Genomic DNA, 22,218 nt, shown 5'->3' on the forward strand with positions numbered 1-22,218 from the left:
CGCCGGCGCGGTGCTCGACCGCGGGCGCCGCCGCGACTGGCTGACCGCCGCCACCGGCGTGGTCGCCGCGCACGCCGCCTCGATCGCGGTCAAGCGGGTCGTGCGCCGGCAGCGGCCGATCGACGAGTCGGTCGAGGTGCTCGTGAAGACGCCGAGCGCGCTGTCGTTCCCGTCTTCGCACGCCACCTCGACGACGGCCGCGGCGGTCGTCTACTCCGGACTGACCGGCCGTAACCTCGTACCGGTCCTGGTGCCGCCGATGCTGGTGTCGCGCCTGGTGCTGGGCGTGCACTACCCGACCGACGTGCTGGCCGGCTCGGCGCTCGGCGCCGCGGTCGGCGGACTGGTGCGCCGCGGGCTGCGGGGCAGGCGAGCGAGGAGTCGGATCCGGTGAGCAGCACGGCGGAGAGCACGCCAGGGGAGGCCGGGGTGGACTCCGGCGCGACACCGGCTGCCGCGCCGGCCGGTCTCATCCGGGGCGTCCTGCGCACGGTCCGCCCGCGGCAGTGGGTGAAGAACGTCCTGGTCCTCGCGGCGCCGTTCGCGGCGTACGCGGCCGACCCGGTGTTCCGGCCCGGTGTCGTGATCGACGCGGGCATCGCGTTCGTCGCCTTCTGCCTGGCCGCGTCCGCCGTGTACCTGGTCAACGACGCGATCGACGTCGAGGCCGACCGGGCCCACCCGACCAAGCGCAACCGGCCGATCGCGGCCGGGGTGGTGTCGGTCCGCGTCGCGTACGGCCTCGCGGTGGCGCTGTTCCTCGCCTCGCTCGCGGTGTCGCTGGTGTCGAGCTGGCGGCTCGTGGTCGTGATCGGCGTGTACGCGGCCGTGCAGCTCGGGTACTGCTTCGGGCTCAAGCACCAGCCGGTGATCGACCTGTGCATCGTCGCGTCGGGCTTCCTGCTCCGCGCGATCGCCGGCGGCGCGGCGGCCGGGCTGGCGTTGTCGCAGTGGTTCCTGCTGGTCACGGCGTTCGGGTCGCTGTTCATGGTGGCGGGCAAGCGGTACGCGGAGATCGTGCTCTACGAGCGGACGGGCGCGCAGATCCGCGCGTCGCTGTCCAAGTACTCGGCGAGCTACCTGCGCTTCGTGTGGGCGACGTCGGCCGCGATCATGATCATGACGTACGCGTTGTGGGCGTTCGAGATCCGCCAGCGCACGGGCACGAACTCGGCTTGGGCGGTCATCTCGATCGTCCCGTTCGTGGTGGCCGTGCTGCGCTACGCGGTCGACGTGGACGGCGGCAACGCGGGCGAGCCGGAGGACATCGCGCTGCGCGACCGGGTGCTGCAGGTGCTCGGCCTGTCCTGGGTCGGCTGCGTCGCGCTCTCGGCCTTCCTCTGAGCCTTCCTCTCAACGCGCGCCCAGCCGGTCCGCCACCGTGCTGAGGTGGGCGAGCCCCGCCAGCAGCCGGCCGCGCCGCAACCGTGGCCCGAGCGGCGTCGACAGCGAGCCCCCGTCGGAGCGGATCACCCGGAACCGGCGGGACCGCAACAGCTCCTCCAGCCCGGGCGGCGCGCCACGCACCTGCCCGGTCAGCAACCCCGTCCGGGCCTCGAACGCCGGGAGCGGCGCGCGCAGCTCCAGCGACGCGCGCCGCCGAACCTTCCGGCGTGCGCGACCCTGGTCGCTGGTCAGCTCGAACCGCCGGGCCTGCGATGCCACGAAGGCGCGGCCGCGATAGGTGCCGGTGATGGTCAGGTCCGGTTGCCACCCCGACGACACCGTCCTGCCGAACACGCCGGTCCGGTAACCCTCGCGGACGCCCGACCAGCCCTGCCGCAGGTGCGCCCACCCCTGCTGGCGCTGCCGGCGCAGCTGCTCGGCGAACGCCGCCCGCCCGCCGTCGCCACCCGGCAGGTTCGCCTGCCAGCCGTACCGCCGCAGCAGCCCGCCGAGCTGCAGGTACCGGAACGCGAGCGCGGCGAGCCAGCGCCACAGCAGCCAGCCGACCACCGCGACGACGAGGATCGCGATGGTCCACGCCGGCCAGCCCCACGTCGCGACGAGTTCCATCTAGATCGAGAGGTTGTCCTCGGTCTCTTCTTGTGGCTGGGACTCCCCGGTGGCGCCGTACTCGCCGGCCCGCGCGCCGTTGTTGAGGTTGCGGGCGGCCTTGCCGGGGTCGGTGACCTGGGCCTGCGCCGTGTTGCTGGTGACCTCCTGGGCCCGGCTGCCGAAGCTGCGGACCTGACCGAAGTCGTCGACGAAGTTGCCGCCGAGGTCGCGGGCGCGGAGGTTCGCCTGCAGGCGCGTGTTGCCGGCCGCGGTACGGGCCGCGGTGCCGGCCTGCTTGAAGAAGTCCTTGGTCTTCGCCATCAGGGTCTTCAGCTTCTCGAGCAGGTCCTTGAGCAGGTTCAGCATCTTCTGCAGCTTGCCGACCTGCCTGGTCGCCTTCGTGGTGGTGTGCGCGCCCTTGGCGAACGTGCCGGTCCAGGCGGCGGCGATCGAGCCGCCGAACGTCGGCGCGGCGGCCGCGAGCGCGGGGATCCAGATCAGGATCAGCCACTCGACGAACTCGGTGAGCAGCGCCTTGATGAACTCCTCGATGACCGTCATGATCATGCTCGAGATCTGCAGCAGCTGGGCGATGTCGCCGGACTGGCCGGCGGTGCCCTGGATGCCGGTCGCGAACCGCTCGAGGCGGGCCTTCGCGGCCTCCTTCGCCTCGCCGTTCCACGTCCTGAGCGCGTCCTCGGCGTTCTGCAGGAACTTCCCGGCGTACTGCTCGAGACCCTGGCCGATCTTGTTGAAGTTGCCGGCCGCGTTGAGCAGCGCGGGCCCGTCGCCGGACACGAAGTGGATCAGGTCCTGCAGTGGCTGGACCACGGTGATGAGGAAGTTCAGGCCCTGCCCGATGAGCCAGCCGAGTGGGTCGGTGGCGATCGCGGTGGCCATGCTGCGGCAGTCCGCGACGAACGCGGTCGCCCCGACCGCGGCGCCACGCACGTCGCCGCCGTCGAGGGCGATGCCGGCCGACACGAGGCTCCCGGCGATCGGGATGCCGCGGGCGACCTTCTCGCCGTAGCCCATCTCCTCGTTGATCGTGATCCCGCTGAGCTCTCCGGTGGTCGCTTCGCCGGCCATGGTCAGTTACCTCCCTGGTCAGCCGATTCGAGCTGAGTGAGCGCGTCGTCGAACACCTTGGCGATGGCGTCCTCGACCTGCTGGTAGATGTCGGCACACTCGGTCATCTTGTCCGAGCCGGCCTGCAGGCCGTCGGACATCTCGCCGAGCAGGCTCTTCAGGTCACCCAGCATCTCGGTGTACTTGCCGTGCACGAACAGCCCGACGATCCCCCACGACTCGTTGCCGACGTCGGCCTGCGACACGAGCCCGTCGACCTCGGAGACCAGGGCCTTGTCGTCGGCGAGCTTGCCGGAGTAGTCGCGTACCCCGCCAACGTTCACCTCGAATCCACCGTCCGGCATGTCAGCGCTCCTCCTCGTCCCAGACGCTCTTCAGGTAGGAGTCGGCCGCCGACTCCGCACGCGGCGCGGCCGGGCGCGGCGGGTCGTCGCGGAAGACGACCGACTCCTCCTCATCGCCGACCGGCGCCGGCGGACGTGTTCCCTTGTTTACCTTCTCGCGCAGCTCCTCGACCGGGACGCCGGTGACCTGGGCCTGCGTCTCGAGCACCTGGTCCACCACCGGGGCGTCGTCGCCGGCGTACTCCTGCACGATGGCGGCCTGGGTGCGGGCCGCGTCGGCGACGGCCTCCCGCACGGTCGTCATGACGACGCTGCTGAGCCGCTGCGAGCCCAGCTGCATGGCGGCCTCGGTGAAGCGGATGTCCTGAATCGACCCGCCCGGTCCGGCGACCACGGTGACCGCGCGGTCCGGCGAGCTGGCGCTCACCTCCAGCGCGGCGAGCTCACTCTGCATGCCCGCGAGGTTCTCGAACCGGTCGTCGACGTTCTTCAGCTTCGACTGGAAGCTCTCGAACTCCGCGACGAGCTGGTCGAACTCAGCACTCATCACGCCTCCTTCTGTGCGCGGCCCCGGCGGTGCCTGCTCGACATCATGGACCATCCCCCCAGTCGCCGCGGGTCGTCCCCACGGTGCGTGGAAAGCCGTTGGACGCGCCCGGGAAACGGCGAGTTCCCCCTGCTCAGGCTTCATTGCGAAGATCGCGCAGGGCTCGCCGACATCGCTGGTCAGCGAGGCGCGTGGGCTCCGGAAGGCGGAAACTATTCGCTAGTGCGAGCACGAAACGGCACGCCGACGCCAGATCGATGCGATGCCCGACCGACACGAAGACCGGCTTCGCCCCGGCCCGGGTGCGCAGCGCGACGCCGACCTGCTCGCCGTCGAGCGGCAGCGGGCTGGTCGCGCCGCGCTCGGGCCCGGGCGGTTCGAACTCGCCGGGCGGTGTCTTCGCGACCCCGATGGCCGGCAGCCCGGTGACGACCCCGAGGTGCGAGGCGAGCCCGAACCGGCGAGGATGCGCGATGCCGTGCCCGTCCGCGACGAGCAGTTCGACCGGCTGGCCGAGCGCGTCGAGCGCCCCGAGCAGGACCGGCAGCTCCCGGAACGCGAAAAGCCCGGTGACGTAAGGAAAGCGGGCCGCCCCGACCGCCGTCGCCTGCTCGGTCTCTCGACCGGAGTCCAGCTCGACCGTCACGGCGGCCGCGACCGCGATGTCCGACTCGATGTCCGACCCCGTGTCCGAGCCTCGGTCGGTTCTCGGGGCGTAGGCGACGTCGAGCCCGGTCGCGGTCCGCGGCGCGAACCCGGGTGGCGCGCACGTCTCGACCCGCGGCGCCAACCTCTCCTGGAGGCGGACCGCCTCGGCCGGGTCGGTGGGGAGGTCGATGGCTCGGATCGCCGTCACGTGCTCGGGCTCGCGGCGGGTCAGCCGGCCGGCCGACTCGACGACGGCGGCGAGCAGCGGCGCGGTGTCATGTCGCGTCCCCTTCGGTCTTGCCGGCCCTCTCGGCCCTGTCCGCGTAGAAGCGGGTGACCCTGCCGCCGCGCGCGGTGAACCACTGCTCGAGGTCCGCGCCGTCGAGCAGCGAGCGCTGGCCGCGGAAGATCACCGAGATCGGCCCGATGACCGTACCGGTGAACCCGTTGACGTCCGCGGAGTCGAGGATCGTGTTGCGTAGCACGGTCTTCTCCGCGGTGACGCCGGTCAGGTTGGCGTGCGCGAAGGTCGAGCGGGTCAGCAGCACGCCGGACAGGTTCGCGCCGGCGAGGTCGGCCTCGGTGAAGTCCGCGCGGTTGAACTCGGCACTCGTGAGGTTCGCGCCGCGCAGCCTCGCCTTCCAGAAATGCGACTCCCGGCCGAGCGCCTTGACGAAGTCGGCGCCGGTGAGATCGGCCTGGGAGAAATCGGCCGCCTCACAGTGTGCGCGCGCGAACGAGGTGTTCCGCAGTGTCGTGTCGTGCATGCGCGAGCGGCTGACCCACGCGCCGGTGAAGTCGCCACCGGACAGGTCCGCGCCGGAGAAGTCCAGGTCGAGTGCGTAGAGCTCCGTGTCGTCGGATCTCGCCAGCCAGTCGCGCAGCTCCCGGGCCGCCGCCTCGTCGGCCGGCCAGGTGGTGGGCGCCCAGTCGCCGCGGGTACCAGGTGATTCGGTCACCGCAGCCCTCCTCCTCGACGATGCGACGCGTCTCGTCGATGTCATCGGGGTCCTGGCCGGCTGGTCAGATCGGCAGCCTGCGGAAGATCACCCGGGGGATGTGGCGCAGCACCGACATGAGCACCCGCAGCGGGGCCGGTGCCCACACCAGCTCCTTGCGCTTGGCGACCGCGTCGACCACCACGGCGGCGACGTCCTCGGGCTTCGCCGACAGCGGCGCGGGCTTCATGCCCTCGGTCATCTTCGTGTGCACGAAGCCCGGACGGACGACGGTGACCGTCACCCCCTCATCGCGCAGCGCCTCGCCGAGTCCCAGGTAGAACCCGTCCATTCCGGCCTTCGTCGAGCCGTAGACGAAGTTCGCCCGGCGTACCCGCTCGCCCGAGACCGACGACAGCGCCACGATCCGGCCGTGGCCCTGCCGGCGCAGCCGCTCGGCCAGCGCCACGCCGACCGACACCGGAGCCGTGTAGTTCACCTGCGCCAGCTCGACCGCGCGAGCGTGGTCCTGCCAGGCCCGCTCCGCGTCGCCCAGCAGTCCGAACGCGACCACCGTGACGTCGATGTCGCCGTCCGCGAACGCCTTGTCCAGCATCGCCGGGTGCGCCTCGAAGTCCGTCGCCTCGAAGTCCACAGTGGACACCGTGGCGCCGGCGGCGCGCAGGCTCGAGGCGGCCGCGTCGAGCCGAGGCGACGGGCGGGCGGCGAGCACGACCCGCAGCGGCCGCCGGCGGGCGTACCGCTCGGCGATCGCGAGGCCGATCTCCGAGGTGCCGCCGAGCAGCAGCAGCGACTGGGGATTTCCGACCGCGTCAATCATGTAAGACCCAACCTTCTCGACATGTCCGAGGCGAAGACGCCGTGGGGGTCGACGGCGGCGCGGATCTTGCGCCACTCGTCGAGTCGGGGATAGCCGCGCCGGATCACCGCCGGCGTCGCGCGCGACTCCTTCGCGAGGTAGTGCCGCCCGCCGGCACCGAGCACCAGCTCGTCGAGCTCCTCGCACAGCTCGTGCAGCCCGGGGCGGACCGGCAGGTCCACGCACAGCGTCCAGCCGCGCATGGGGAACGACAGCGGCGCGGGGTTGCCGTCGCCGAACCGCTTGAGCACGTTCAGGGCGGACACGTGGCCCGCCTCGGTGATCGTCTCGACGGTCCGCCGGATCACGTGCTCGGCCTCGAACGGCACCACGTACTGGTACTGCAGGAAGCCGTGCGGGCCGTAGCCGCGGTTCCACTCGCCGACGATGTCCAGCGGGTGCAGGAACTGCGTGATGTTCTGTACGACGTCGTGGCGGGTGGGCGACTTGCGGTACCAGAGCTCGCTGAACACCCTGCCCGTCAACCGGTTGAGCATGCCGGGCGGGAACACGGCCGGGACGGTCAGCAGCCGCGGGGCGTCGAACCGGAGCGGGTCGCGGCGCAGCCGCTTCGGCAGATCCTCGATCTTGGCGTGGTTCGCCCGGGTGAGCAGGCCGCGGCCGAGGTGCGGCCCGGTGGTCACCGCGTCGAACCAGGACACGGACTCCACATAGGACTCGTCGTTCTCGGACTGCCGGGCCATCAGCTCGTCGAGGTCGCCGACCTGGTCGGTGTCGACGAGGAAGTACGCGGTCTCCACGTGGTTGAGGTGCAACGTCGCGCGCAGCACGATCCCGGTGAGCCCCATGCCGCCTGTCGTCGCCCAGAACAGCTCCGCCTCGGACCCGTCCGGGGTGAGCGTGCGGACCGTGCCGTCCGCGGTCAGCAGGTCCATCGAGAGCACGTGGTCGCCGAAGCTGCCCTCGACGTGGTGTGCCTTGCCGTGGATGTCGCTGCCGATGGCGCCGCCGACCGTGACCTGCCGGGTGCCGGGCAGCACCGGCAGCCAGAGGCCGAACGGGAGCAGCGCGCGCATCAGCGTGTCCAGCGAGACGCCCGCATCGACCTCGACGACGCCCGCGTCGGCGTCCACCCGGTGAATGCGGTCCAGCGCGGTCATGTCGATCACGACCCCGCCCGCGTTCTGCGACGGGTCTCCGTAGCTGCGGCCGAGCCCGCGCGCGATGACCCCGCGACCCGCGCTCTCGCCGGCCTCCCGCACCACCGTGGCGATCGCGTCGACGTCCGCCGTGCGGACCACGTGCGCGGTGCTCGGCGAGGTGCGCCCCCAGCCGGTGAGCCTGGCCAGCTCGTCATGTCCTGGCTTCACGGCACCGAGGGTACGGGGCCCGCGGTCGGCTCCTAGACTCGCGTCGTGGCTGAGATGGCGACCACGGCGGCGGAGGCGGATGTGCCCAGGATCGGGCTGGCGAGCCAGCTCGGGCGGTTCGTGCTGATCGGCGGCTTCTGCGCGCTCGTCGACTTCGGCGTCTACCAGGGCCTGCTGCACCTCGGCGTGTGGGTGCACCTGGCGAAGGCGCTGAGTTTCGTCGCGGGCACCACGACCGCGTACTTCCTCAACCGCCGCTTCACGTTCGCCGCCGGCCGCCGGGACGGCGCCGCGCAGGCGGGTGGCTTCGCGCTGCTGTACACGGTGACCTTCTTCGTCAACGTGGGCACGAACGCCTTGGCGCTTGCCCTGCTGCCGCCGTCCGGCTGGGAGATCCCGCTCGCCTGGGCCGCCGCCCAGGGCACCGCGACGACGATCAACTTCGTGATGCTGCGGACGGTCGTGTTCCGAGCCGCTTCGTGAACCAGCGGTGCGCGTGGACCTCGTCGTTGAACGGCTCGACCTCGACGTAGCCCGCGGACCGGTACATCGCGATCGCCTCGGTGAGCGCCCGGTTCGTCTCCAGCGCGACCGTGTCGCAGCCGTGCGCCGCGGCCCGTGACTCGAGCTCGACGAGCAGCCGCCGGCCGATGCCGAGCCCGCGTGCCGAGTCGTCGACCCACATGCGCCGAAAGTGCGCGGGCTCGCCCGGGGGCGAACCGCACCGCGCCGCAGCCGACCGGCAGCCCACGCAGGTAGACCACGAGCAGCAGACCGGCCGGCGGGCGCAGCGGTCGCCCTCGGCGGGAATGCCGGCGTCCGGGTCGAAGCCCTGCTCGAAGCGCCGGCAGATCTCGGCGTAGTAGGCGTTTCGGCAGTACCGGGCGTGCTCGTGGTCGGGGTCGACGGGCTCGATCGTCACCTCCGCCGCGGTCAGCAGCCGGTCGACCTCCCGCATGGCCTTGATCAGCCGGGCCCGCTGCTCGGCGCTGAGCGGTTCGAGCAGTGAGGCCGCCGCCTGCCCCGCGCGCTCGTCGAGCACGGCACGCTCGCGCCGGCCCGTGGCGGTGAGCAGGCGACCCGGACCCGCCGGTCGCCCGTGCTCGCGGTCACCGTGACCAGCCCGTCGGCCTCGAGCGAGCGCGGCAGCCGGCTGACGTACCCGGAGTCGAGGTCGAGCCGGGCACGCAGCTCGCGGACGTCCGTCCCGTCGCCGCTGCCGATCTCCCACAGCAGGCGGGCCGCGCCCAGCGGGCGGTCGCGGGCGAGGAAAGTGGTCATCGAGGGCGCCGACCCGCCGGGACCAGTCGGTTGAAGCGCCGTACCTCCGCTGTCTCCCGCGCGACCATTCCCTGACTCCAGTCAGAGAACGTTACGTTGCGAACCCTCGTTTCTGCTGCCCGCTGCCGTACACCCGCGCCAGTGGCGGCAGTTCGTCGAGGTGCGCGGTGACGACGTGCGCGAAGTTGATCGCGACCGCGGACCCGTCGGCGAGCGTTGGCGAGTGGACCCGTCCCTCGCGGACGAGGTCGGCCAGCCGCGCCTCGAGGTCGTCCGCCCCCTCGGCGGACAATGCGAAGACGACCGGCTCGCCACCGCCGGACAGGTGGAGCACGAGGGCACGCTTGGGATCAGCCATACCACCGACATCACCACCGCACGCCCGCACGGGCAAGCGGCGTTCGCCCGCAGCGGATCAGCTCACAGCAGACGTGTGCGGGTCCGTCGTGCCGAGATGCGCCTTGATCGCCGCGATGTCGTCGGCATCCTTCGGGCGGCGCAGCGTTTGCTTGTAACGCAGCACGTCCCGTAAGGACGCGAATCGCAGCCCGGCGATGATCTCGGCGTTGTCGATCAGGGTGTCCGTGTCCCAGTCGCGCGAGATCCAGTTCGCGGAGAACTGCGGCTTCCCGCCGGCGAACAGCCGGACCGGGTCACCGCTGATCGTTCCGCGTGCCGGCGCGCCCCGCGCCGAGACCTGGTGCCAGACCTCGCCGCGGGCGACCACATCCAGGTCGTGCACCTCTGACCGCAGGCCGTGGGCCAACAACGGGGCACTGCCGAAGATCACGAAGTGGTCCGGGTCGAGACCCATCGCGAGGAGCTCGCGTACGAGGTCGTTGCATCGCACGTGCTCCTGCGGCGTTGTTGGGCGCACTATCCGTCCTTCGTCGATGGCGGGCTTGGCCAGCGACGCCGCAGCCAGGCGAGAATGGGCCTCTCCGGCGAGTCCGGCGAGTCGGGCGGGTCCGTGGACGTCGCCTCGACGGCCGGCTTCGTTGTGTGCGCCTCCGCGAGTGCGCGGATGATGTCCGACCGCTCCTGCGGTGTGCTGTCCTCGAGGGCTTTGACGAACCGGTCGGTCGTGGACGTCTCGCGGATGTGCGTGCGCCGGAACGCGAACCAGGCCCTGGCGACGGTGGCGACCGCCAGAGCCGACGCCGCGATCGCCAGGTTCGGATCGACGAACATCGGTGCTCACCAGGACGCCATCGGTTTGCCGGTGGCGATCTCGCGGAGCGTCGTCACGTCGCGAATCTCGAGCAGCTGCCGCCCGGTATCAATGAGCTGGTGCTGCTTGAAGACGCGAACGACCTTCTTCACCGCGACGAGCGAGGCCCCGGTGGGCGACGCGAGGTCCGGCTGGCTCATGCGCACGCTCGACGCGCCGTCGGCGTCCTTCGTAAGGCCCCGTTCCACGAGGTCCACCAGCGCCTTGGCGACCCGGCGCTCGACCGCCAGGTCGGAGTCCGTGATCATCTTCGTCGCCTGGGCCAGCCGCTTGATGTTCGTGATCAGCAACGCTCGCTCCGCGCGCCGGTTGTCCTGGAGGAACCGGTCCAGCTCGGCGGCGGAAATGTGGACCACCTCGACGTCCTCCCACGCGATCACGGTGGCCGTCCGCGGCTCGCCCAGAATGATCGACATCTCGCCGACGGTCTCGCCGGGACCGCGGAAGGCGATGATCCGCGGTGGCTTGCCGGCGATGATCTGGACGTGGCCCTTCTTGATCAAGAGGACGAAGTCGCCGTCTTCGCCCTCTCGCATGAAGACGTGCCCCGCCTGGCGGCGCAGCGTGGTGCCGACGCTCTCCAGGTAGAAGATCTCGTCTTCCGTGAGGGTCCAGTCGCCCTGCCCTTTGGGGTTGCGCAACATACTGGTACGCCGATGGGGCACTTCGACCACAACGACCACTACCACCCGTTCCTGCTGCGCCAGGTCCCCGCGGGCTGCCGCGTGCCTGCGGCAGCGGCGCCTTCGCCCGCGCGCTCGCCACCCGGAGCGTCGCCGTGGACGCGCTCGACCGGCTGGCCGAGATGATCGAGGCGGCCACCGGCCCGGCCGACGTCCACGTCGTCCACGCCGACGTCCGCGAGTACGAACTGGGTGCTTACGACTTCGTCTCGTGCATCGCGAGCCGGCACCCCTGCCGTTCGCCGAGACCGTCGTCCGGCTGCGCGACGCGCTGCGGCCCGGGCGGTGTGCTCGCGGTGCTCGGCCCGAGCCGGCGCACGCTCGGTGACCTGCCGATCGGGCGCCGTCGCGTTCCTGCCCAACCGCGTGCGCGTCGCCCTGGTCTCACCCGCGAGCGCTCCGGCGCCGCCGGTCAGGGATCCGGACCTGACGCTCCGGCAGATCCGCGAGCGGGCACGCGAGCCGCTCCCCGGCGCGCGCGTCCGCCGGCATCTGTACTTCCGGTACTCGCTGGTCTACACCGCGGGCGGAGGACCCCACCGGTAGCCTCCGGGCCGGAGGGGGTGGAACGAATGCGCCAGCTCGTCGTGGCCGCCGTCGCGGTCGCACTGCTGGCGTCGGGCTGCGTGGACGAGCGGCCGGGTAGCCCGCGCGCGGACGCGGACGGCCCGACCGAGTTCACCATCGAGGACACCAGCATCGAGGTCGGGCCCGGCGAGACGTTCACGATCGCGGTCGGCGACAACGCCTCGGTCGGCGACGACTGGTCGCTGCGGGAGAAGCCCGACGCCGACGTCGTCGCCATCGACGGCGACTACTACGTGGCGGACCCCGGCGAGGCGAACACCGACGGTGGTGGCGGTACCCATTACTTCCGGTTCACCGCGAAGGCCGCCGGCACCACGTCTGTCGAGCTGCTCAACTGCTTTCGCGGCTGCCGCGATCCCGAGGACGAGCGTCGGTACCGGATCGACATCGAGGTCCGCTGACCGTACGCCCGGCGGAACGCCTCAGATCCGGAAGAACCGCTCCCGTCGCCCCTGCCGGCACAGCTTCAGCCACTGCACGAACGCCTTCGGGTCCCGCTTGGTCCCGATGAAGTACAGCCCGAATCGGATGATCTCGAGCAGCCCGATCTTCCGCAGCCCCGGCTGCGAGAGCAGGTACCCGCGGTTGCGGTAGGTGTAGTAGCGCTTGACCTCGTCCTCCGGGTCCTGCGCGTGCAGCCGCCCGCCCAGCATCGGCTTGAACTCCTCCGAGCCGTCCGGGTGCAGGTACGCGGCCTTGAGGCTGGTGCCGAACGGCAGCCCCGAGCGCACCAGCCGCCGGTGGATCTCCACCTCGTCGCCGCGGAAGAACAGCCGGTAGTCCGGCACCCCGACCACGTCCAGCGTCGACGCGCGGAACAGCGCGCCGTTGAACAGCGACGCGATGCCGGGCAGGAAGTCCCCGGCATCGCCACCACCCAGCTCGTCCGCGCTGCGCTTCCAGGTCAGCCCGCGCCGCAGCGGGAACGCGAGGCGTTCGGGCGTCTCGATGTTCGTGACCATCGGCGAGACCTCCGCGAGCCCCCGCTCGGTGGCCTCGGCGAGCAGCGTGGCGAGGACGGTCTCGTCAGCCGGGCGGCCGTCGTCGTCCGCGCACCACACCCAGTCGGCGCCCAGCATCAGCGCGTGCAGCATGCCGAGCGCGAACCCGCCGGCGCCGCCGAGGTTGCGCCGCGACGGCAGGTAGGTCGCCGGCACGCCGCAGCTCTGCACGATGTCGCCGACCGGCTCGTCCGGCCCGTTGTCGACCACGACGAGCCGGTCGGGCGGCCGGGTCTGCGCCGCGATCATCTTGAGCGAGTCCGCGAGCAGCTCCCGTCGGTGCCGGGTGACCACCACCGCCACGACCGCACCGGCCGGGAGAACGGGCAACTGCTCGGAGGAACTCATCAGACCTCGCCGCTCTTGGTGGTCAGGACCGGGGACTCGCCGAGCCGCTCCAGCGTCTCCTTGTCCAGATGGGCGAACGGGTCCTTGCCCTTGTAGGCGGTGAGGACCTCGCGCAGCGAGCCCTGCATCTTCAACTGACCCTCGTCCATCCAGATCGCCGTGTTACACAGTTCGAACAATAGGTCGTCCTGGTGTGAGGCGAACACCAACATGCCGGACCGCGCGACGAGGTCCACCAGTCTGGCGCGGGCCTTGTTCAGGAACTTCGCGTCGACCGCGCCGATGCCCTCGTCCAGCAGCAGGATCTCCGGGTCGATCGAGGTGACCACGCCGAGCGCGAGGCGCACCCGCATGCCGGTCGAGTAGGTGCGCAGCGGCATCTGCAGGTAGTCGCCGAGCTCGGTGAACTCCGCGATGTCGTCGACCCGCTTCTCCATCTGCTTGCGGGACATGCCGAGGAAGAGCCCCCGGATCATGATGTTCTCCAGGCCGGAGATCTCCGGGTCCATGCCGACGCCGAGGTCGAACACGGGCGCGACCTTGCCCACGATCCGCGACGAGCCCCGGGTCGGCTCGTAGATGCCGGCGAGCAGGCGCAGCAGCGTGGACTTGCCGGCGCCGTTGTGCCCGACCAGGCCGACCCGGTCGCCTTCCTTGAGCGAGACGGAGATGTCGTGCAGCGCCTCGATGATCGGCACCTTCTGCTCGGTGCCGATCTTGCCGCCGACCTTGCCGAGGACCGCCTTCTTCAACGACCTCGACTTCGCGTCGAAGATCGGAAAGTCAACCGAGGCGTTCCAGACGTCGATGCTCACCATGGTGTTGAATTCGCCTCACTCAGACCCAGTAGGAGATCCGGGCACGGTAGTTGCGCATGGCCAGGAGGGCCAGGCCCCACCCCACCACGGTAAACGCTCCGACCACCACCCAGTGGTGCCAGCTCTGCGCGTTGCCGATCAGCGGCGCGCGGAGGATCTGCATGTAGTGGTAGAGCGGGTTGAGCTCGGCCACCAGGATCCGCCACCCGCCCGTCTCCCCGCCCTTGGCGGAGAAGCGGGTCAGGATGTCGGTGGTCCACACGATCGGCGTCATGAAGAACATCAGCGAGCTCAGGCTGGTGATCACCGGCGGGATGTCCCGGTAGCGGGTGCTGATGATGCCGAACAGGATCGCCACCCAGCCGCCGTTGATCGCGAGCACGACGAACGCCGGGACGGCCAGCAGGATCGCCCAGGAGATGCCGGGCTGTGGGCTGCCGCCGGGCGTGATCTCGTAGCCGGTCTTGGTGAGGTCGAACCAGTAGATGGACACGACCACGAAATAGACCAGCAGGTTGTGCGCGAACATCAGGGTCAGCCGCCACACGGTGCGCAGCGCGTAGACGGTCACCGGAGCGGGCAGGTGCTTGATGAGGCCCTCGTTGCGGATGAACGTGTCGGTGCCCTCGGTCAGGCAGCCGAGCATGAAGTTCCACACGATGAAGCCGACCGTGATGTACGGCAGGAACGTGGAGATCTGCGCGCCGAACAGCTGCGAGTAGAGCAGGCCCAGGCCGACGGCCGTGATGGCCATGCTGAGCGTGATCCACAGCGGGCCGATGACCGACCGTCGGTAGCGCTGCTTGATGTCCTGCCACCCGAGGTGGCCCCACAGCTCACGCTGCTTGAAGCCCTCGACGATGTCGCCCCAGGCTCGGCTCCAGCTGCGGGACGACGGCGGTGGCGGTATGGGGGCCTGCTCGTGCTCGGCCGTGGCGGTTACTGGCACGGCTATCGAGCCTACCGGCGGCGACCGGACGCCCCGCACGGGCCGGAATGCGGCCTCGACCTGGGACGGCCACCCGATCAGTGCCCGTCGTCCTGGTACCTTCTGCGCCCATGGTCGACGTCGCTTCGGGGCAGGGCGTGCTGCGCTCGTTACTGGACGTCTACGCCGAGCGCCCCGAGCCACGCCGCGTCGCGGTCGTGGGAAACCAGCCGCTGGAGCCGGACGAGCGGCGCGCCGCGGCCGTCGACGACGCCGACCTGGTGATCCGGGTGAACGGGTTCAAGCTCGATGACGCGGGCACGCCGCCCACGGTCGGCACCAAGTGCCACGTGGTGGTGTTCAACCGGGCGCTGCGCGCGACGAGGTGGGTGTTCGAGGACTACCGGCGGCGGCTGTACCTGTTGGTCGAGCCCGGCCGGCTGCACTGGGAGCCGGACCTCATCCCCGGCTGGTGGCCGCCCGACCTGGGGTTCCTCCCGGTGTCCAACCGGGAGGTGACGCTGCCGCTGTCCGAGGCCCTGGGCCTGCCGACCAGCGAGCAGGCGACCTGGTCGACGACCGGCACGATGGCGGCCTGGATCGCGCGCACGAGCTACCCCGACGCCGAGTTGATCCTCACCGGCTTCTCTTTCGTCGACGATCCCCACCAGACATCCTGGATGCATGCGGCAGGCGACTCCTGCAGGGTCGGGCCGGAGCACCAGATCGCCGCCGAGGCGCGGCTGCTCGAGTCGTGGCTGGAGAACAGCCGAACCACCCTGCTCCGCTGAGTTCGAGGATGAGAAGTTGACCATGTCAGACAGCCACATCGCCGGGTTACGCAAGCGGGTCTCCGACCGCATCGGGCGGCTCATCGACTGGCGGATCAACAACCCGCTCGCGGGCAACCGGCTCGACGAGGCCTACCGGTCGATCGAGGAGTACCGCCGGCTCGTCCCCGAGCACGAGCGGGCGCGGCGCGACTTCGGTCGCCGGCTGGCCGAGCTGGAGCGCCGGTTCGGTGAGGTCGAGCGGCTCCAGCGGTGGACGGCGAACGAGCTGGAGCGGATCATCCCGCAGATCGCCGCGCAGGAGTCGCAGCTGGAGTCGCTGCGCGAGAAGCTGGGCACGGTGCCGGCCGCGGACCGGTCGCAGATCGACGAGTCGCGGTCGCTCATCGACGAGATCCGGCGGGAGCACAGCCAGATCCGGGTGCGGCTGACCGCCGTGGCCCAGTACGAGGACCGGCTGCGCAAGCTCGAGGATCGCACGCGGAGTAACTGAATTCGGCGGTATACGACCGTCCGTTACCGTTTTAACAGTTTTCGACTCAACTGTGAATTGTTGAGTCGAATACTCCACTACTCAACACTTCAGTCGCCCGGCCGATGTCGCACCCTACGCATACACAGGATGCGGGAGGTCGGGGACATGATCGACGTTCAATGGTGGTTATCCGGCTACGACAACCGGGTACACGCGTTCGGCGCGGAGGAGGCCGGACGCGACTTCGGCGAGGCCCTGTGCGAGCACAGCGTGCCGAACACCAGGATCACCTGCACCGACGACGGCGAGCGCTGCCTCGCCTGCCTGCTCATCTACGGCGACATGCTCGCCGACACCTACGGCGAGGCGAACTGGCGCGCCTCGTAGTCGTGCCGTAGTCGTGCCGTGGTCGCACCGCGCCGTACTACGGTGGCCTCCATGCGTGAGGTAAGGATCGGCAAGCACACGATCGGGCCGGGACACCGGCCGTTCGTCATCGCCGAGATGTCCGGCAACCACAACGGTTCACTGGATCGGGCGCTGGCCATCGTGGACGCCGTGGCCGCCGCCGGGGCGCAGGCGCTGAAGCTGCAGACCTACCGGGCGGACACGATCACCATCGACGTGGACCTGCCCGCTTTCCGGATCTCGGACGACCACACGCTGTGGGGCGGGGAGAACCTGTACCGGTTGTACGAGAAGGCCCACACGCCGTGGGAGTGGCACGCGCCGATCTTCGAGCGGGCGCACGACCTGGGCCTGACGGTGTTCTCGAGCCCCTTCGACCCGACCGCGGTCGAGCTGCTGGAGTCCCTCGAGGCACCGGCGTACAAGATCGCGTCGGCGGAGCTCGTCGACCTGCCGCTCGTCGAGCTGTGTGCGCGCACCGGCAAGCCGTTGGTGATCTCGACCGGCATGGCGAACGTGGCGGAGATCCACGCCGCCGTGTCGACCGCGCGCGCGGCGGGCAACGACCAGCTGATCGTCCTGGGCTGCACGGCGTCCTACCCCGCGCCGCCGCAGGACAGCAACCTGCGCGGGATTCCCTTGCTGGGCTCGCTGTTCGACGTGGTGGCGGGCCTGTCCGACCACACGGTGGGCATCGGCGTCCCCGTGGCCGCGGTGGCGCTGGGTGCGTGCGCGATCGAGAAGCACGTGACGCTCGCGCGCGCGGACGGTGGCGTGGACAGCGCCTTCTCGCTGGAGCCGGCCGAGCTGGCCGCGCTGGTGACGGAGACGGAGCGGGCGTGGCAGGCCCTCGGCGAGCCCCGCATCGGCCCGCGCGAGAGCGAGCGCGAGGTGCGGCGGCTGCGCCGTTCCCTGTACGTGGTGGCCGACGTGTCGGAGGGCGAGGAGGTCACTCGGGAGAACGTCCGCTCGATCCGCCCGTCCGGCGGCCTGCCGCCGGGGGAGCTGTCGGCGGTGCTGGGCCGCCGGTTCCGCGTCGCCGCTCGGAAAGGCACACCTCTGACCTGGGACCTCGTGTGAGGCCGGCGTCGAACCGCCTGCCCGAAACCGTCGGTTCCCTGCGCTAGGCTGAAAAGCAGGGGACCCCCTCGCGGTTGTCCACAACGTGTGTGGCTGTCCACAGATCCACGAACGCGCGCCGGTCATGTCGGTGCCCGCCGGTAGGCTGGAATCAGGGGGACCCCCGCGAGGTTGTCCACAAGTCGCGTGACTGTCCACAGAGTCACGCCTGGCCGCCGAACTCGTCGCCCCTCGTCGGTACGCTGGATTCCAGGGGCCGCAGGCGGATCCCCATCGCGAGCCGGGTCGCGTCAGCCCAGTGCGGCGAGCCGCCGTCGTGCGTACTCCGGCTCCAACAGCCACCCGGCCGCCGCCTCCCACGCGTCGACCGCCGCGCGAGCGATCCGGCCGCGCGGCTCCGCCAGCTCCACGCCGGGCAGGTCCGCGAGGTCCAGGTCCGGATGGTCGACCCGCGCCTCGTCCCAGTCCAGCAGCCCGATGCCGGCCTCACTCACCCGCACGTTCGCCGCGCACGGGTCGCCGTGCACGACCGCGTGCGGTCCCTCCAGCGCGGTCCACGCCGCGCGGCAGGCGGCCACCGCCTCGGGTGGCATCGCGGTCAGGTCCACGTCCCCACCCCGCTCCGCCATCAGAAGGTCCGATGTGGACAGAAAGCCCGGGCGCCGCGGATAGTCCGCGGTCAGCTCGTGCAGGCGCGTCAGCTCGGTCGCGACCGACGGCCAGTCGGAGGTGGTCGGCGGCCGGCCGGGCAGCCACCGTTGCACGACCATGCCGTCGACCTGCGGCCGGCCGGCATCCGTGAGCACCACCTCGGGCACGATGAACCCGTGGTCGCCGAGGAACCCCATGAGCTCCAGCTCCCACTCCAGCGATGCCTCGGACCTCCGGGACCGTCGCGCGACGAGCCGCTCGCAACCCCGCCACACCTCCAGCACCTCGTTGCGATGCCCGCCGCCCAGCCGCCCGACCACCGCGACCGGTCCCCACGGCGACAGGTTCACCGGAGGAAGGCCCGGATCAGCTCGACCACCCGGTCCACTTCCGCGTCCGCGAGGTCCGGGAACAGCGGCAGCGACAGCTCCGACGCGTAGAACTCCTCGGCCCCCGGGCACAGGCCCCGCCGGTACCCGAGGTCGGCGAACACCGGGTGCCAGTACGCCGGGATGTAGTTGACCTGCACCCCGATGCCGTGCTCCCGCAGGTGCTCGTACAGCGCCCGCCGCCGCCCGCCGAGCACCCGCAGCGGGTACAGGTGCCACGCCGGAGCGGCGCCCGGCAGCGTCACCGGCAGCGCCACACCATCCACATCGGACAGGCCGGCGTCGTACCGCTCGTGCAGCTCCGCGCGCCGCGCCACGAACCACGCCAGCCGCCGCAGCTGGCTGGAACCCAGGGCGCACAGCACGTCCGGCAGCCGGTAGTTCAGCCCGAGCTCGTGCACCTCCTGGTGCCAGCCGCCCTCGTCCGGCCACCGCTGCCGGTCGCGATCGCGGACCAGCCCGTGGTTGCGGAACTCCCGCGCGCGGCGCAGCAGCGACGGGTCCGCGCAGGCCACCGCCCCACCCTCGGCCGTGGTCAGGTTCTTGGTGGGGAAGAAGGAGAACGTCGTGAGCGCGGCGAGCGACCCGACCGGCCGCCCGTGCCACGACCCGCCGATCGAGTGCGCCGCGTCCTCCAGCAGCAGCGCGCCCGCGTCGTGCGCCACAGTGGACAGTTCGTCCAGGTCGGCCGGGTGCCCGGCGTAGTCGACGGCCGCGACGATCTTCGTTCGCGGCGTGATCGCGGCGGCGGCGGCATCGACCGACAGGTTGCCCGTCTCCGGCGAGACGTCCGCGAACACCACGGAGGCCCCGCGCAGCATCGCGGTCGCCGCCGTCGCCACGAACGTCATCGGCGTGCACACGACCTCGTCACCGGGCCCGATCCCGGCCGCGGCGTACGCGACGTGCAGCGCCGCGGTCCCGGAGGTCACCGCCACGGTCGGCACCCCACCGGTGACCGACGCGAGGTCCGACTCGAACCGGGTCACCGCCGGCCCGGTCGTCAGCCAGTCGCCCCGCAGCACCGCCGCCACCGCCGCCACATCGTCCTCCACAATGGACTGACGGCCGTAGGGCAACAGCCGCTCACCCATACTTCTCGACCAGGGCACGTAGGTCGTCGTCGGTGAGCCACAGGTCGTTGGTGTCCGATCGGTACGCCCAGCCGTCCGGCACCGGCCGGCCCCCCTCCGGCGGCTCGTAGCCCCAGCCCGCGATGTGTGGCATCACCACGTACCGGTTGTCCAGCAGCAGCGTCCGCCGCGCGTCGTCGGAGGCGATCATCTCCTCGTGCAGCTTCTCGCCGGGCCGCACGCCGACCTCCTTCATCGGGCTGTTCGGCGCGATCACCCGGGCCAGGTCGACCAGGCGCATGCTCGGGATCCGCGGCACGTACAGCTCGCCGCCGTGCATCAGCTCGAACGAGCTGACGACGAACGCCACCGCCTCCGGCAGCGTGATCCAGAACCGCGTCATCCGCAGATCGGTGACCGGCAGCTCCTCGCCGCGCTCGGCGAGCGAGCGGAAGAACGGGATCACACTGCCGCGCGAGCCCATCACGTTGCCGTAGCGCACGACGGCGAACCGCGTCGGGTGCCCGGCGGCGTAGTGGTTGCCGCTGATGAACAGCCGGTCGGCGCACAGCTTGGTCGCGCCGTAGAGGTTGATCGGGCTGGACGCCTTGTCCGTCGACAGTGCGATGACCTTCCGCACGCCGCGGTCGATGGCCGCCTCGATCACGTTCTGCGAGCCGGTGACATTGGTCTGCACGAACTCGAACGGGTTGTACTCGGCGGTGTCGACCTGCTTGAGCGCGGCGGCGTGCACGACGTAGTCGACGTCGTGCATCGCGCGCTCCAGCCGCCGCCGGTCGCGCACGTCGCCGATGAACCAGCGCAGCCGCGGGTCGTCGGCGAACAGTTGGCGCGCCTCGTACTGCTTGAGCTCGTCGCGGGACAGCACGACCAGCCGGCGCGGGTTGAGGTGCTCGAGCGCGTACGCGATGAACGCCTTGCCGAACGACCCGGTCCCGCCGGTGAGCAGGATGCTGGCCCCATCCAGCAAAGCCATCGTTACCTCCGAGAGATTCAGGACGAGCCAGTGCGCAATCATGGCACTCGTGCGAGTCAACGCGGTCATCCAGGCACGGCACTCGTCCACCCGGCTGCCCGGCAAGGTGCTCCGGCCGCTGGCCGGGCGCAGCGTCCTGAGCTGGGTGGTCAGGGCCGCGGCGCGGGCGTCGGGCATCGGCACCGTGATCGTCGCGACGTCCACCTCACCGGACGACGACGCGGTGGCCGACGAGGCGGCCAGCGCCGGCGCCGAGGTGGTTCGCGGCCCGCTCGACGACGTCCTCGCCCGTTACGAACTGGCGGCCCGAACGCATCCGTGCGACGCGGTGGTCCGGCTGACCGCCGACTGTCCGCTGCTCGACCCGGCGCTGATCGCGCAGGTCGTCGGCGTGTGGCTGGCCGATCCGGAGCTGCAGTACGTGAGCAACGTCCTCGTGCGCACGCTGCCGCGCGGGTTCGACGTGGAGCTGGTGCGCGGCGACGTGCTGGCCGAGCAGTACGAGACCGCGACCGGCGCCCACCGCGAGCACGTCACCTCCGCGATCCACACCCGGCCGGACGTGTACCGGTGTGCCGGCGTGGTCACCGGTGGGGACGACTCCGACCTGCGGGTCACACTGGACACCACGCAGGACGCCGAGCTGCTCGACGCGGTGGCGGCCGAGCTCGGCGACGGCGCGGCGAGGTGGCGGGACGTGGTCGCGTTGCTGCGCTCGCGCCCGGACCTGGTGGCGCTGAACGCCGAGGTCGTCCAGAAGTCCGTGCCCACCTCGCGGCCCACTTCGCGGCCCACGATATGACGACGGCATGACGACGCTGCTGCTGCGTGCCGACGCGGGTCCGTCGATCGGCGTGGGTCACCTGTCGCGGTGCGTGGCGCTGGCCGAGGTCGCGGTGGCGCGGGGCTGGCGGGTGCGCCTCGCCGGCGAGGTGGCCGGCGCGGGCTGGCTGCTCGACCGTCTGTCCACACTAGACGTTCCGGTGCTGCCGCCGGCTTCCCTTGTCGCGCAGGTGGCCGACCTCGGCGCGGACGTGGTGGTGGTGGACCACTACGGGCTCGGCGAGCTGCCGGAGGTACGCGCGGTCGCCCGCCTGGTGTCCATCTCGGACGGACGGTTCGGGCGGCGTGCGGCCGACGTGGTGGTCGACGCCAACCTCGCCCCCGCACCGCGGCCGCCGGACGGTTCGCCGGCATTGCTGGCCGGCCCTTCCTTCGCCCCGCTGCGCGCCGACGTCCTCGCGGCCCGCGCCATCCGCGCCCGCCGTATCGCCGGGCGGCCGCCCCGGGTCGTGGTGGTGATGGGTGGCGGCGCGGCCGCGGACGCGGTGTCCGCGGCCATGACCGCGCTGCGCGACACCGGCCTGGCGCTGGACGTCCTGGCGATCTCCGCCACGCCCGTTCCCGTCCCCAGCGGTGCCGGCCAGCGGTTCACCGTCCAGCCGCCGACCCCGTCGCTGCCCACACTGCTCGCCGACGCCGACCTCGTGGTCAGCGCCGCGGGCGTGACCCTGCTGGAGCTGTGCTGCATCGGGGTCCCGGCCGTCCTGGTCCGGCTGGCCGACAACCAGGCGGCGGGCTACCGGGCCGCGCTCGACCGGGACGTGGCCGCCGGCCTGGGCACGGTCGCCGACCTCCGGTCGGCCGCCGGCCCGCTCCGGGACCTCCTCCGCGACCCGGACGCCCGCGCGGCGCTGGGTG

31 protein-coding genes and 1 pseudogene are annotated in these 22,218 nt (G+C 71.3%); 12 read left to right on the forward strand and 20 right to left on the reverse strand.

Features of this window, described 5'->3' with window-relative positions; all coding sequences use genetic code 11:
* Positions 1–394, forward strand: a 394-nt coding sequence (locus tag ACRDTB_RS28835; protein WP_431435316.1) for a phosphatase PAP2 family protein, incomplete at its 5' end; no start/stop codon positions are given.
* On the forward strand, positions 391–1,344 hold the full coding sequence (locus ACRDTB_RS28840; protein WP_431435317.1) for a decaprenyl-phosphate phosphoribosyltransferase: 954 nt from the start codon (positions 391–393) through the stop codon (positions 1,342–1,344). The genes ACRDTB_RS28835 and ACRDTB_RS28840, both read left to right, overlap by 4 nt.
* Positions 1,345–1,353: 9 nt before the next feature.
* Here the strand turns inward: ACRDTB_RS28840 and ACRDTB_RS28845 are convergent, their stop codons facing one another.
* From ACRDTB_RS28845 to ACRDTB_RS28880, 8 genes are all read right to left on the reverse strand, one after another.
* A complete protein-coding gene (locus ACRDTB_RS28845; RefSeq protein WP_431435318.1) occupies positions 1,354–2,016 on the reverse strand; it encodes a hypothetical protein in 663 nt (220 codons plus the stop codon).
* Entirely contained in the window at positions 2,017–3,087 is a 1,071-nt protein-coding gene (locus ACRDTB_RS28850) for a hypothetical protein (protein WP_431435319.1), read from the reverse strand.
* Positions 3,088–3,089: 2 nt separating this feature from the next.
* Positions 3,090–3,431 (reverse strand): hypothetical protein, encoded by a 342-nt coding sequence (locus ACRDTB_RS28855; protein WP_431435320.1) that lies wholly within the window; start codon positions 3,429–3,431, stop codon positions 3,090–3,092.
* A 1-nt stretch (position 3,432) separates the two neighbouring features.
* Positions 3,433–3,978 (reverse strand): YbaB/EbfC family nucleoid-associated protein, encoded by a 546-nt coding sequence (locus tag ACRDTB_RS28860; protein WP_431435321.1) that lies wholly within the window; start codon positions 3,976–3,978, stop codon positions 3,433–3,435.
* A gap of 133 nt (positions 3,979–4,111) precedes the next feature.
* Complete coding sequence (locus tag ACRDTB_RS28865) at positions 4,112–4,834, reverse strand: endonuclease V (RefSeq protein WP_431435322.1); 723 nt, start codon at positions 4,832–4,834, stop codon at positions 4,112–4,114.
* Positions 4,835–4,901: 67 nt separating this feature from the next.
* On the reverse strand, positions 4,902–5,585 hold the full coding sequence (locus tag ACRDTB_RS28870) for a pentapeptide repeat-containing protein (protein ID WP_431435323.1): 684 nt from the start codon (positions 5,583–5,585) through the stop codon (positions 4,902–4,904).
* 64 nt (positions 5,586–5,649) lie between these two features.
* Positions 5,650–6,405, reverse strand: a complete 756-nt coding sequence (locus ACRDTB_RS28875) for a decaprenylphospho-beta-D-erythro-pentofuranosid-2-ulose 2-reductase (protein WP_431435324.1) — start codon at positions 6,403–6,405, stop codon at positions 5,650–5,652.
* A complete protein-coding gene (locus ACRDTB_RS28880) occupies positions 6,402–7,775 on the reverse strand; it encodes an FAD-binding protein (RefSeq protein WP_431435325.1) in 1,374 nt (457 codons plus the stop codon). The genes ACRDTB_RS28875 and ACRDTB_RS28880 overlap by 4 nt, the downstream gene beginning before the upstream one ends.
* Positions 7,776–7,829: 54 nt before the next feature.
* On the opposite strand from ACRDTB_RS28880, the gene ACRDTB_RS28885 reads away from it, so the two are divergent.
* Positions 7,830–8,258 (forward strand): GtrA family protein, encoded by a 429-nt coding sequence (locus ACRDTB_RS28885; RefSeq protein WP_431435343.1) that lies wholly within the window; start codon positions 7,830–7,832, stop codon positions 8,256–8,258.
* On the opposite strand, the gene ACRDTB_RS28890 is transcribed toward ACRDTB_RS28885, so the two are convergent.
* From ACRDTB_RS28890 to ACRDTB_RS28915, 6 genes are all read right to left on the reverse strand, one after another.
* Positions 8,212–8,817: a GNAT family N-acetyltransferase gene (locus ACRDTB_RS28890; protein ID WP_431435326.1), complete on the reverse strand. Its 606-nt coding sequence runs from the start codon at positions 8,815–8,817 to the stop codon at positions 8,212–8,214. The two genes, ACRDTB_RS28885 and ACRDTB_RS28890, sit on opposite strands and share 47 nt — an antisense overlap.
* Complete coding sequence (locus tag ACRDTB_RS28895) at positions 8,742–9,056, reverse strand: MarR family transcriptional regulator (protein ID WP_431435327.1); 315 nt, start codon at positions 9,054–9,056, stop codon at positions 8,742–8,744. Before ACRDTB_RS28895 ends, ACRDTB_RS28890 begins: the two co-directional genes overlap by 76 nt.
* Before the next feature lie 91 nt (positions 9,057–9,147).
* Complete coding sequence (locus ACRDTB_RS28900; protein WP_431435328.1) at positions 9,148–9,414, reverse strand: hypothetical protein; 267 nt, start codon at positions 9,412–9,414, stop codon at positions 9,148–9,150.
* Between the two features lie 57 nt (positions 9,415–9,471).
* Positions 9,472–9,906 (reverse strand): hypothetical protein, encoded by a 435-nt coding sequence (locus tag ACRDTB_RS28905; protein ID WP_431435329.1) that lies wholly within the window; start codon positions 9,904–9,906, stop codon positions 9,472–9,474.
* 26 nt (positions 9,907–9,932) lie between these two features.
* The gene (locus tag ACRDTB_RS28910) at positions 9,933–10,247 is read right to left on the reverse strand and encodes a hypothetical protein (protein WP_431435330.1); all 315 of its coding nucleotides are present in this window, start codon (positions 10,245–10,247) and stop codon (positions 9,933–9,935) included.
* Positions 10,248–10,253: 6 nt separating this feature from the next.
* Positions 10,254–10,931, reverse strand: coding sequence for a Crp/Fnr family transcriptional regulator (locus ACRDTB_RS28915; protein WP_431435331.1), 678 nt, complete (start codon positions 10,929–10,931; stop codon positions 10,254–10,256).
* A 134-nt stretch (positions 10,932–11,065) separates the two neighbouring features.
* On the opposite strand from ACRDTB_RS28915, the pseudogene ACRDTB_RS28920 reads away from it, so the two are divergent.
* The 3 genes and pseudogenes from ACRDTB_RS28920 to ACRDTB_RS28930 form a co-directional block, all read left to right on the forward strand.
* A pseudogene (locus ACRDTB_RS28920) lies at positions 11,066–11,203 on the forward strand (class I SAM-dependent methyltransferase); the annotation flags it as partial.
* Between the two features lie 91 nt (positions 11,204–11,294).
* Complete coding sequence (locus ACRDTB_RS28925; RefSeq protein WP_431435346.1) at positions 11,295–11,516, forward strand: hypothetical protein; 222 nt, start codon at positions 11,295–11,297, stop codon at positions 11,514–11,516.
* A gap of 26 nt (positions 11,517–11,542) precedes the next feature.
* Positions 11,543–11,959 (forward strand): protease inhibitor I42 family protein, encoded by a 417-nt coding sequence (locus ACRDTB_RS28930; RefSeq protein ID WP_431435344.1) that lies wholly within the window; start codon positions 11,543–11,545, stop codon positions 11,957–11,959.
* 21 nt (positions 11,960–11,980) lie between these two features.
* On the opposite strand, the gene glfT1 is transcribed toward ACRDTB_RS28930, so the two are convergent.
* Genes glfT1 through wzm form a run of 3 tightly spaced genes read right to left on the reverse strand, consistent with a single transcriptional unit; the run spans position 11,981 to position 14,674 of the window.
* Positions 11,981–12,907: a galactofuranosyltransferase GlfT1 gene (gene glfT1 / locus ACRDTB_RS28935; protein WP_431435332.1), complete on the reverse strand. Its 927-nt coding sequence runs from the start codon at positions 12,905–12,907 to the stop codon at positions 11,981–11,983.
* Positions 12,907–13,725, reverse strand: coding sequence for a galactan export ABC transporter ATP-binding subunit Wzt/RfbE (wzt, locus tag ACRDTB_RS28940; protein ID WP_431435333.1), 819 nt, complete (start codon positions 13,723–13,725; stop codon positions 12,907–12,909). Before wzt ends, glfT1 begins: the two co-directional genes overlap by 1 nt.
* A 19-nt stretch (positions 13,726–13,744) precedes the next feature.
* Positions 13,745–14,674 (reverse strand): galactan export ABC transporter permease subunit Wzm/RfbD, encoded by a 930-nt coding sequence (wzm, locus tag ACRDTB_RS28945; RefSeq protein ID WP_431435334.1) that lies wholly within the window; start codon positions 14,672–14,674, stop codon positions 13,745–13,747.
* Between the two features lie 140 nt (positions 14,675–14,814).
* Here wzm and ACRDTB_RS28950 point away from each other — a divergent pair, with 140 nt between their 5' ends.
* From ACRDTB_RS28950 to pseI, 4 genes are all read left to right on the forward strand, one after another.
* The gene (locus ACRDTB_RS28950; protein WP_431435345.1) at positions 14,815–15,444 is read left to right on the forward strand and encodes a hypothetical protein; all 630 of its coding nucleotides are present in this window, start codon (positions 14,815–14,817) and stop codon (positions 15,442–15,444) included.
* A gap of 22 nt (positions 15,445–15,466) precedes the next feature.
* A complete protein-coding gene (locus ACRDTB_RS28955) occupies positions 15,467–15,937 on the forward strand; it encodes a hypothetical protein (RefSeq protein WP_431435335.1) in 471 nt (156 codons plus the stop codon).
* A 147-nt stretch (positions 15,938–16,084) separates the two neighbouring features.
* On the forward strand, positions 16,085–16,306 hold the full coding sequence (locus tag ACRDTB_RS28960; RefSeq protein ID WP_431435336.1) for a hypothetical protein: 222 nt from the start codon (positions 16,085–16,087) through the stop codon (positions 16,304–16,306).
* A gap of 51 nt (positions 16,307–16,357) precedes the next feature.
* A complete protein-coding gene (gene pseI, locus ACRDTB_RS28965; protein ID WP_431435337.1) occupies positions 16,358–17,407 on the forward strand; it encodes a pseudaminic acid synthase in 1,050 nt (349 codons plus the stop codon).
* 290 nt (positions 17,408–17,697) lie between these two features.
* Here pseI and ACRDTB_RS28970 read toward each other — a convergent pair whose 3' ends face one another.
* Genes ACRDTB_RS28970 through pseB form a run of 3 tightly spaced genes read right to left on the reverse strand, consistent with a single transcriptional unit; the run spans position 17,698 to position 20,517 of the window.
* Positions 17,698–18,408: a phosphotransferase enzyme family protein gene (locus ACRDTB_RS28970; RefSeq protein WP_431435338.1), complete on the reverse strand. Its 711-nt coding sequence runs from the start codon at positions 18,406–18,408 to the stop codon at positions 17,698–17,700.
* Positions 18,405–19,541: a DegT/DnrJ/EryC1/StrS family aminotransferase gene (locus ACRDTB_RS28975; protein ID WP_431435339.1), complete on the reverse strand. Its 1,137-nt coding sequence runs from the start codon at positions 19,539–19,541 to the stop codon at positions 18,405–18,407. Before ACRDTB_RS28975 ends, ACRDTB_RS28970 begins: the two co-directional genes overlap by 4 nt.
* The gene (pseB, locus tag ACRDTB_RS28980; protein ID WP_431435340.1) at positions 19,534–20,517 is read right to left on the reverse strand and encodes a UDP-N-acetylglucosamine 4,6-dehydratase (inverting); all 984 of its coding nucleotides are present in this window, start codon (positions 20,515–20,517) and stop codon (positions 19,534–19,536) included. The genes ACRDTB_RS28975 and pseB overlap by 8 nt, the downstream gene beginning before the upstream one ends.
* Positions 20,518–20,557: 40 nt before the next feature.
* Here pseB and ACRDTB_RS28985 point away from each other — a divergent pair, with 40 nt between their 5' ends.
* Both ACRDTB_RS28985 and ACRDTB_RS28990 read left to right on the forward strand, forming a co-directional pair.
* Positions 20,558–21,319: a cytidylyltransferase domain-containing protein gene (locus ACRDTB_RS28985; protein ID WP_431435341.1), complete on the forward strand. Its 762-nt coding sequence runs from the start codon at positions 20,558–20,560 to the stop codon at positions 21,317–21,319.
* A gap of 7 nt (positions 21,320–21,326) precedes the next feature.
* A partial coding sequence (locus ACRDTB_RS28990; RefSeq protein WP_431435342.1) for a spore coat protein occupies positions 21,327–22,218 on the forward strand: 892 nt, incomplete at its 3' end.

This window comes from Actinophytocola sp. (assembly GCF_050699935.1).
Classification (GTDB): domain Bacteria; phylum Actinomycetota; class Actinomycetes; order Mycobacteriales; family Pseudonocardiaceae; genus Actinophytocola.

What these genes read in the sequence shown, in the direction of transcription:
- glfT1 (WP_431435332.1), bottom strand. Translation starts at nt 12,907, where the DNA reads ATGAGTTCCTCCGAGCAGTTGCCCGTTCTCCCGGCCGGTGCGGTCGTG.
- pseI (WP_431435337.1), top strand. Translation starts at nt 16,358, where the DNA reads ATGCGTGAGGTAAGGATCGGCAAGCACACGATCGGGCCGGGACACCGG.
- ACRDTB_RS28900 (WP_431435328.1), bottom strand. Translation starts at nt 9,414, where the DNA reads ATGGCTGATCCCAAGCGTGCCCTCGTGCTCCACCTGTCCGGCGGTGGC.
- ACRDTB_RS28850 (WP_431435319.1), bottom strand. Translation starts at nt 3,087, where the DNA reads ATGGCCGGCGAAGCGACCACCGGAGAGCTCAGCGGGATCACGATCAAC.
- ACRDTB_RS28885 (WP_431435343.1), top strand. Translation starts at nt 7,830, where the DNA reads ATGGCGACCACGGCGGCGGAGGCGGATGTGCCCAGGATCGGGCTGGCG.
- ACRDTB_RS28915 (WP_431435331.1), bottom strand. Translation starts at nt 10,931, where the DNA reads ATGTTGCGCAACCCCAAAGGGCAGGGCGACTGGACCCTCACGGAAGAC.
- pseB (WP_431435340.1), bottom strand. Translation starts at nt 20,517, where the DNA reads ATGGCTTTGCTGGATGGGGCCAGCATCCTGCTCACCGGCGGGACCGGG.
- ACRDTB_RS28855 (WP_431435320.1), bottom strand. Translation starts at nt 3,431, where the DNA reads ATGCCGGACGGTGGATTCGAGGTGAACGTTGGCGGGGTACGCGACTAC.
- ACRDTB_RS28910 (WP_431435330.1), bottom strand. Translation starts at nt 10,247, where the DNA reads ATGTTCGTCGATCCGAACCTGGCGATCGCGGCGTCGGCTCTGGCGGTC.
- ACRDTB_RS28960 (WP_431435336.1), top strand. Translation starts at nt 16,085, where the DNA reads ATGATCGACGTTCAATGGTGGTTATCCGGCTACGACAACCGGGTACAC.
- wzt (WP_431435333.1), bottom strand. Translation starts at nt 13,725, where the DNA reads ATGGTGAGCATCGACGTCTGGAACGCCTCGGTTGACTTTCCGATCTTC.
- ACRDTB_RS28930 (WP_431435344.1), top strand. Translation starts at nt 11,543, where the DNA reads ATGCGCCAGCTCGTCGTGGCCGCCGTCGCGGTCGCACTGCTGGCGTCG.
- ACRDTB_RS28875 (WP_431435324.1), bottom strand. Translation starts at nt 6,405, where the DNA reads ATGATTGACGCGGTCGGAAATCCCCAGTCGCTGCTGCTGCTCGGCGGC.
- ACRDTB_RS28955 (WP_431435335.1), top strand. Translation starts at nt 15,467, where the DNA reads ATGTCAGACAGCCACATCGCCGGGTTACGCAAGCGGGTCTCCGACCGC.
- ACRDTB_RS28860 (WP_431435321.1), bottom strand. Translation starts at nt 3,978, where the DNA reads ATGAGTGCTGAGTTCGACCAGCTCGTCGCGGAGTTCGAGAGCTTCCAG.
- ACRDTB_RS28895 (WP_431435327.1), bottom strand. Translation starts at nt 9,056, where the DNA reads ATGACCACTTTCCTCGCCCGCGACCGCCCGCTGGGCGCGGCCCGCCTG.
- ACRDTB_RS28975 (WP_431435339.1), bottom strand. Translation starts at nt 19,541, where the DNA reads ATGGGTGAGCGGCTGTTGCCCTACGGCCGTCAGTCCATTGTGGAGGAC.
- ACRDTB_RS28985 (WP_431435341.1), top strand. Translation starts at nt 20,558, where the DNA reads ATGGCACTCGTGCGAGTCAACGCGGTCATCCAGGCACGGCACTCGTCC.
- ACRDTB_RS28845 (WP_431435318.1), bottom strand. Translation starts at nt 2,016, where the DNA reads ATGGAACTCGTCGCGACGTGGGGCTGGCCGGCGTGGACCATCGCGATC.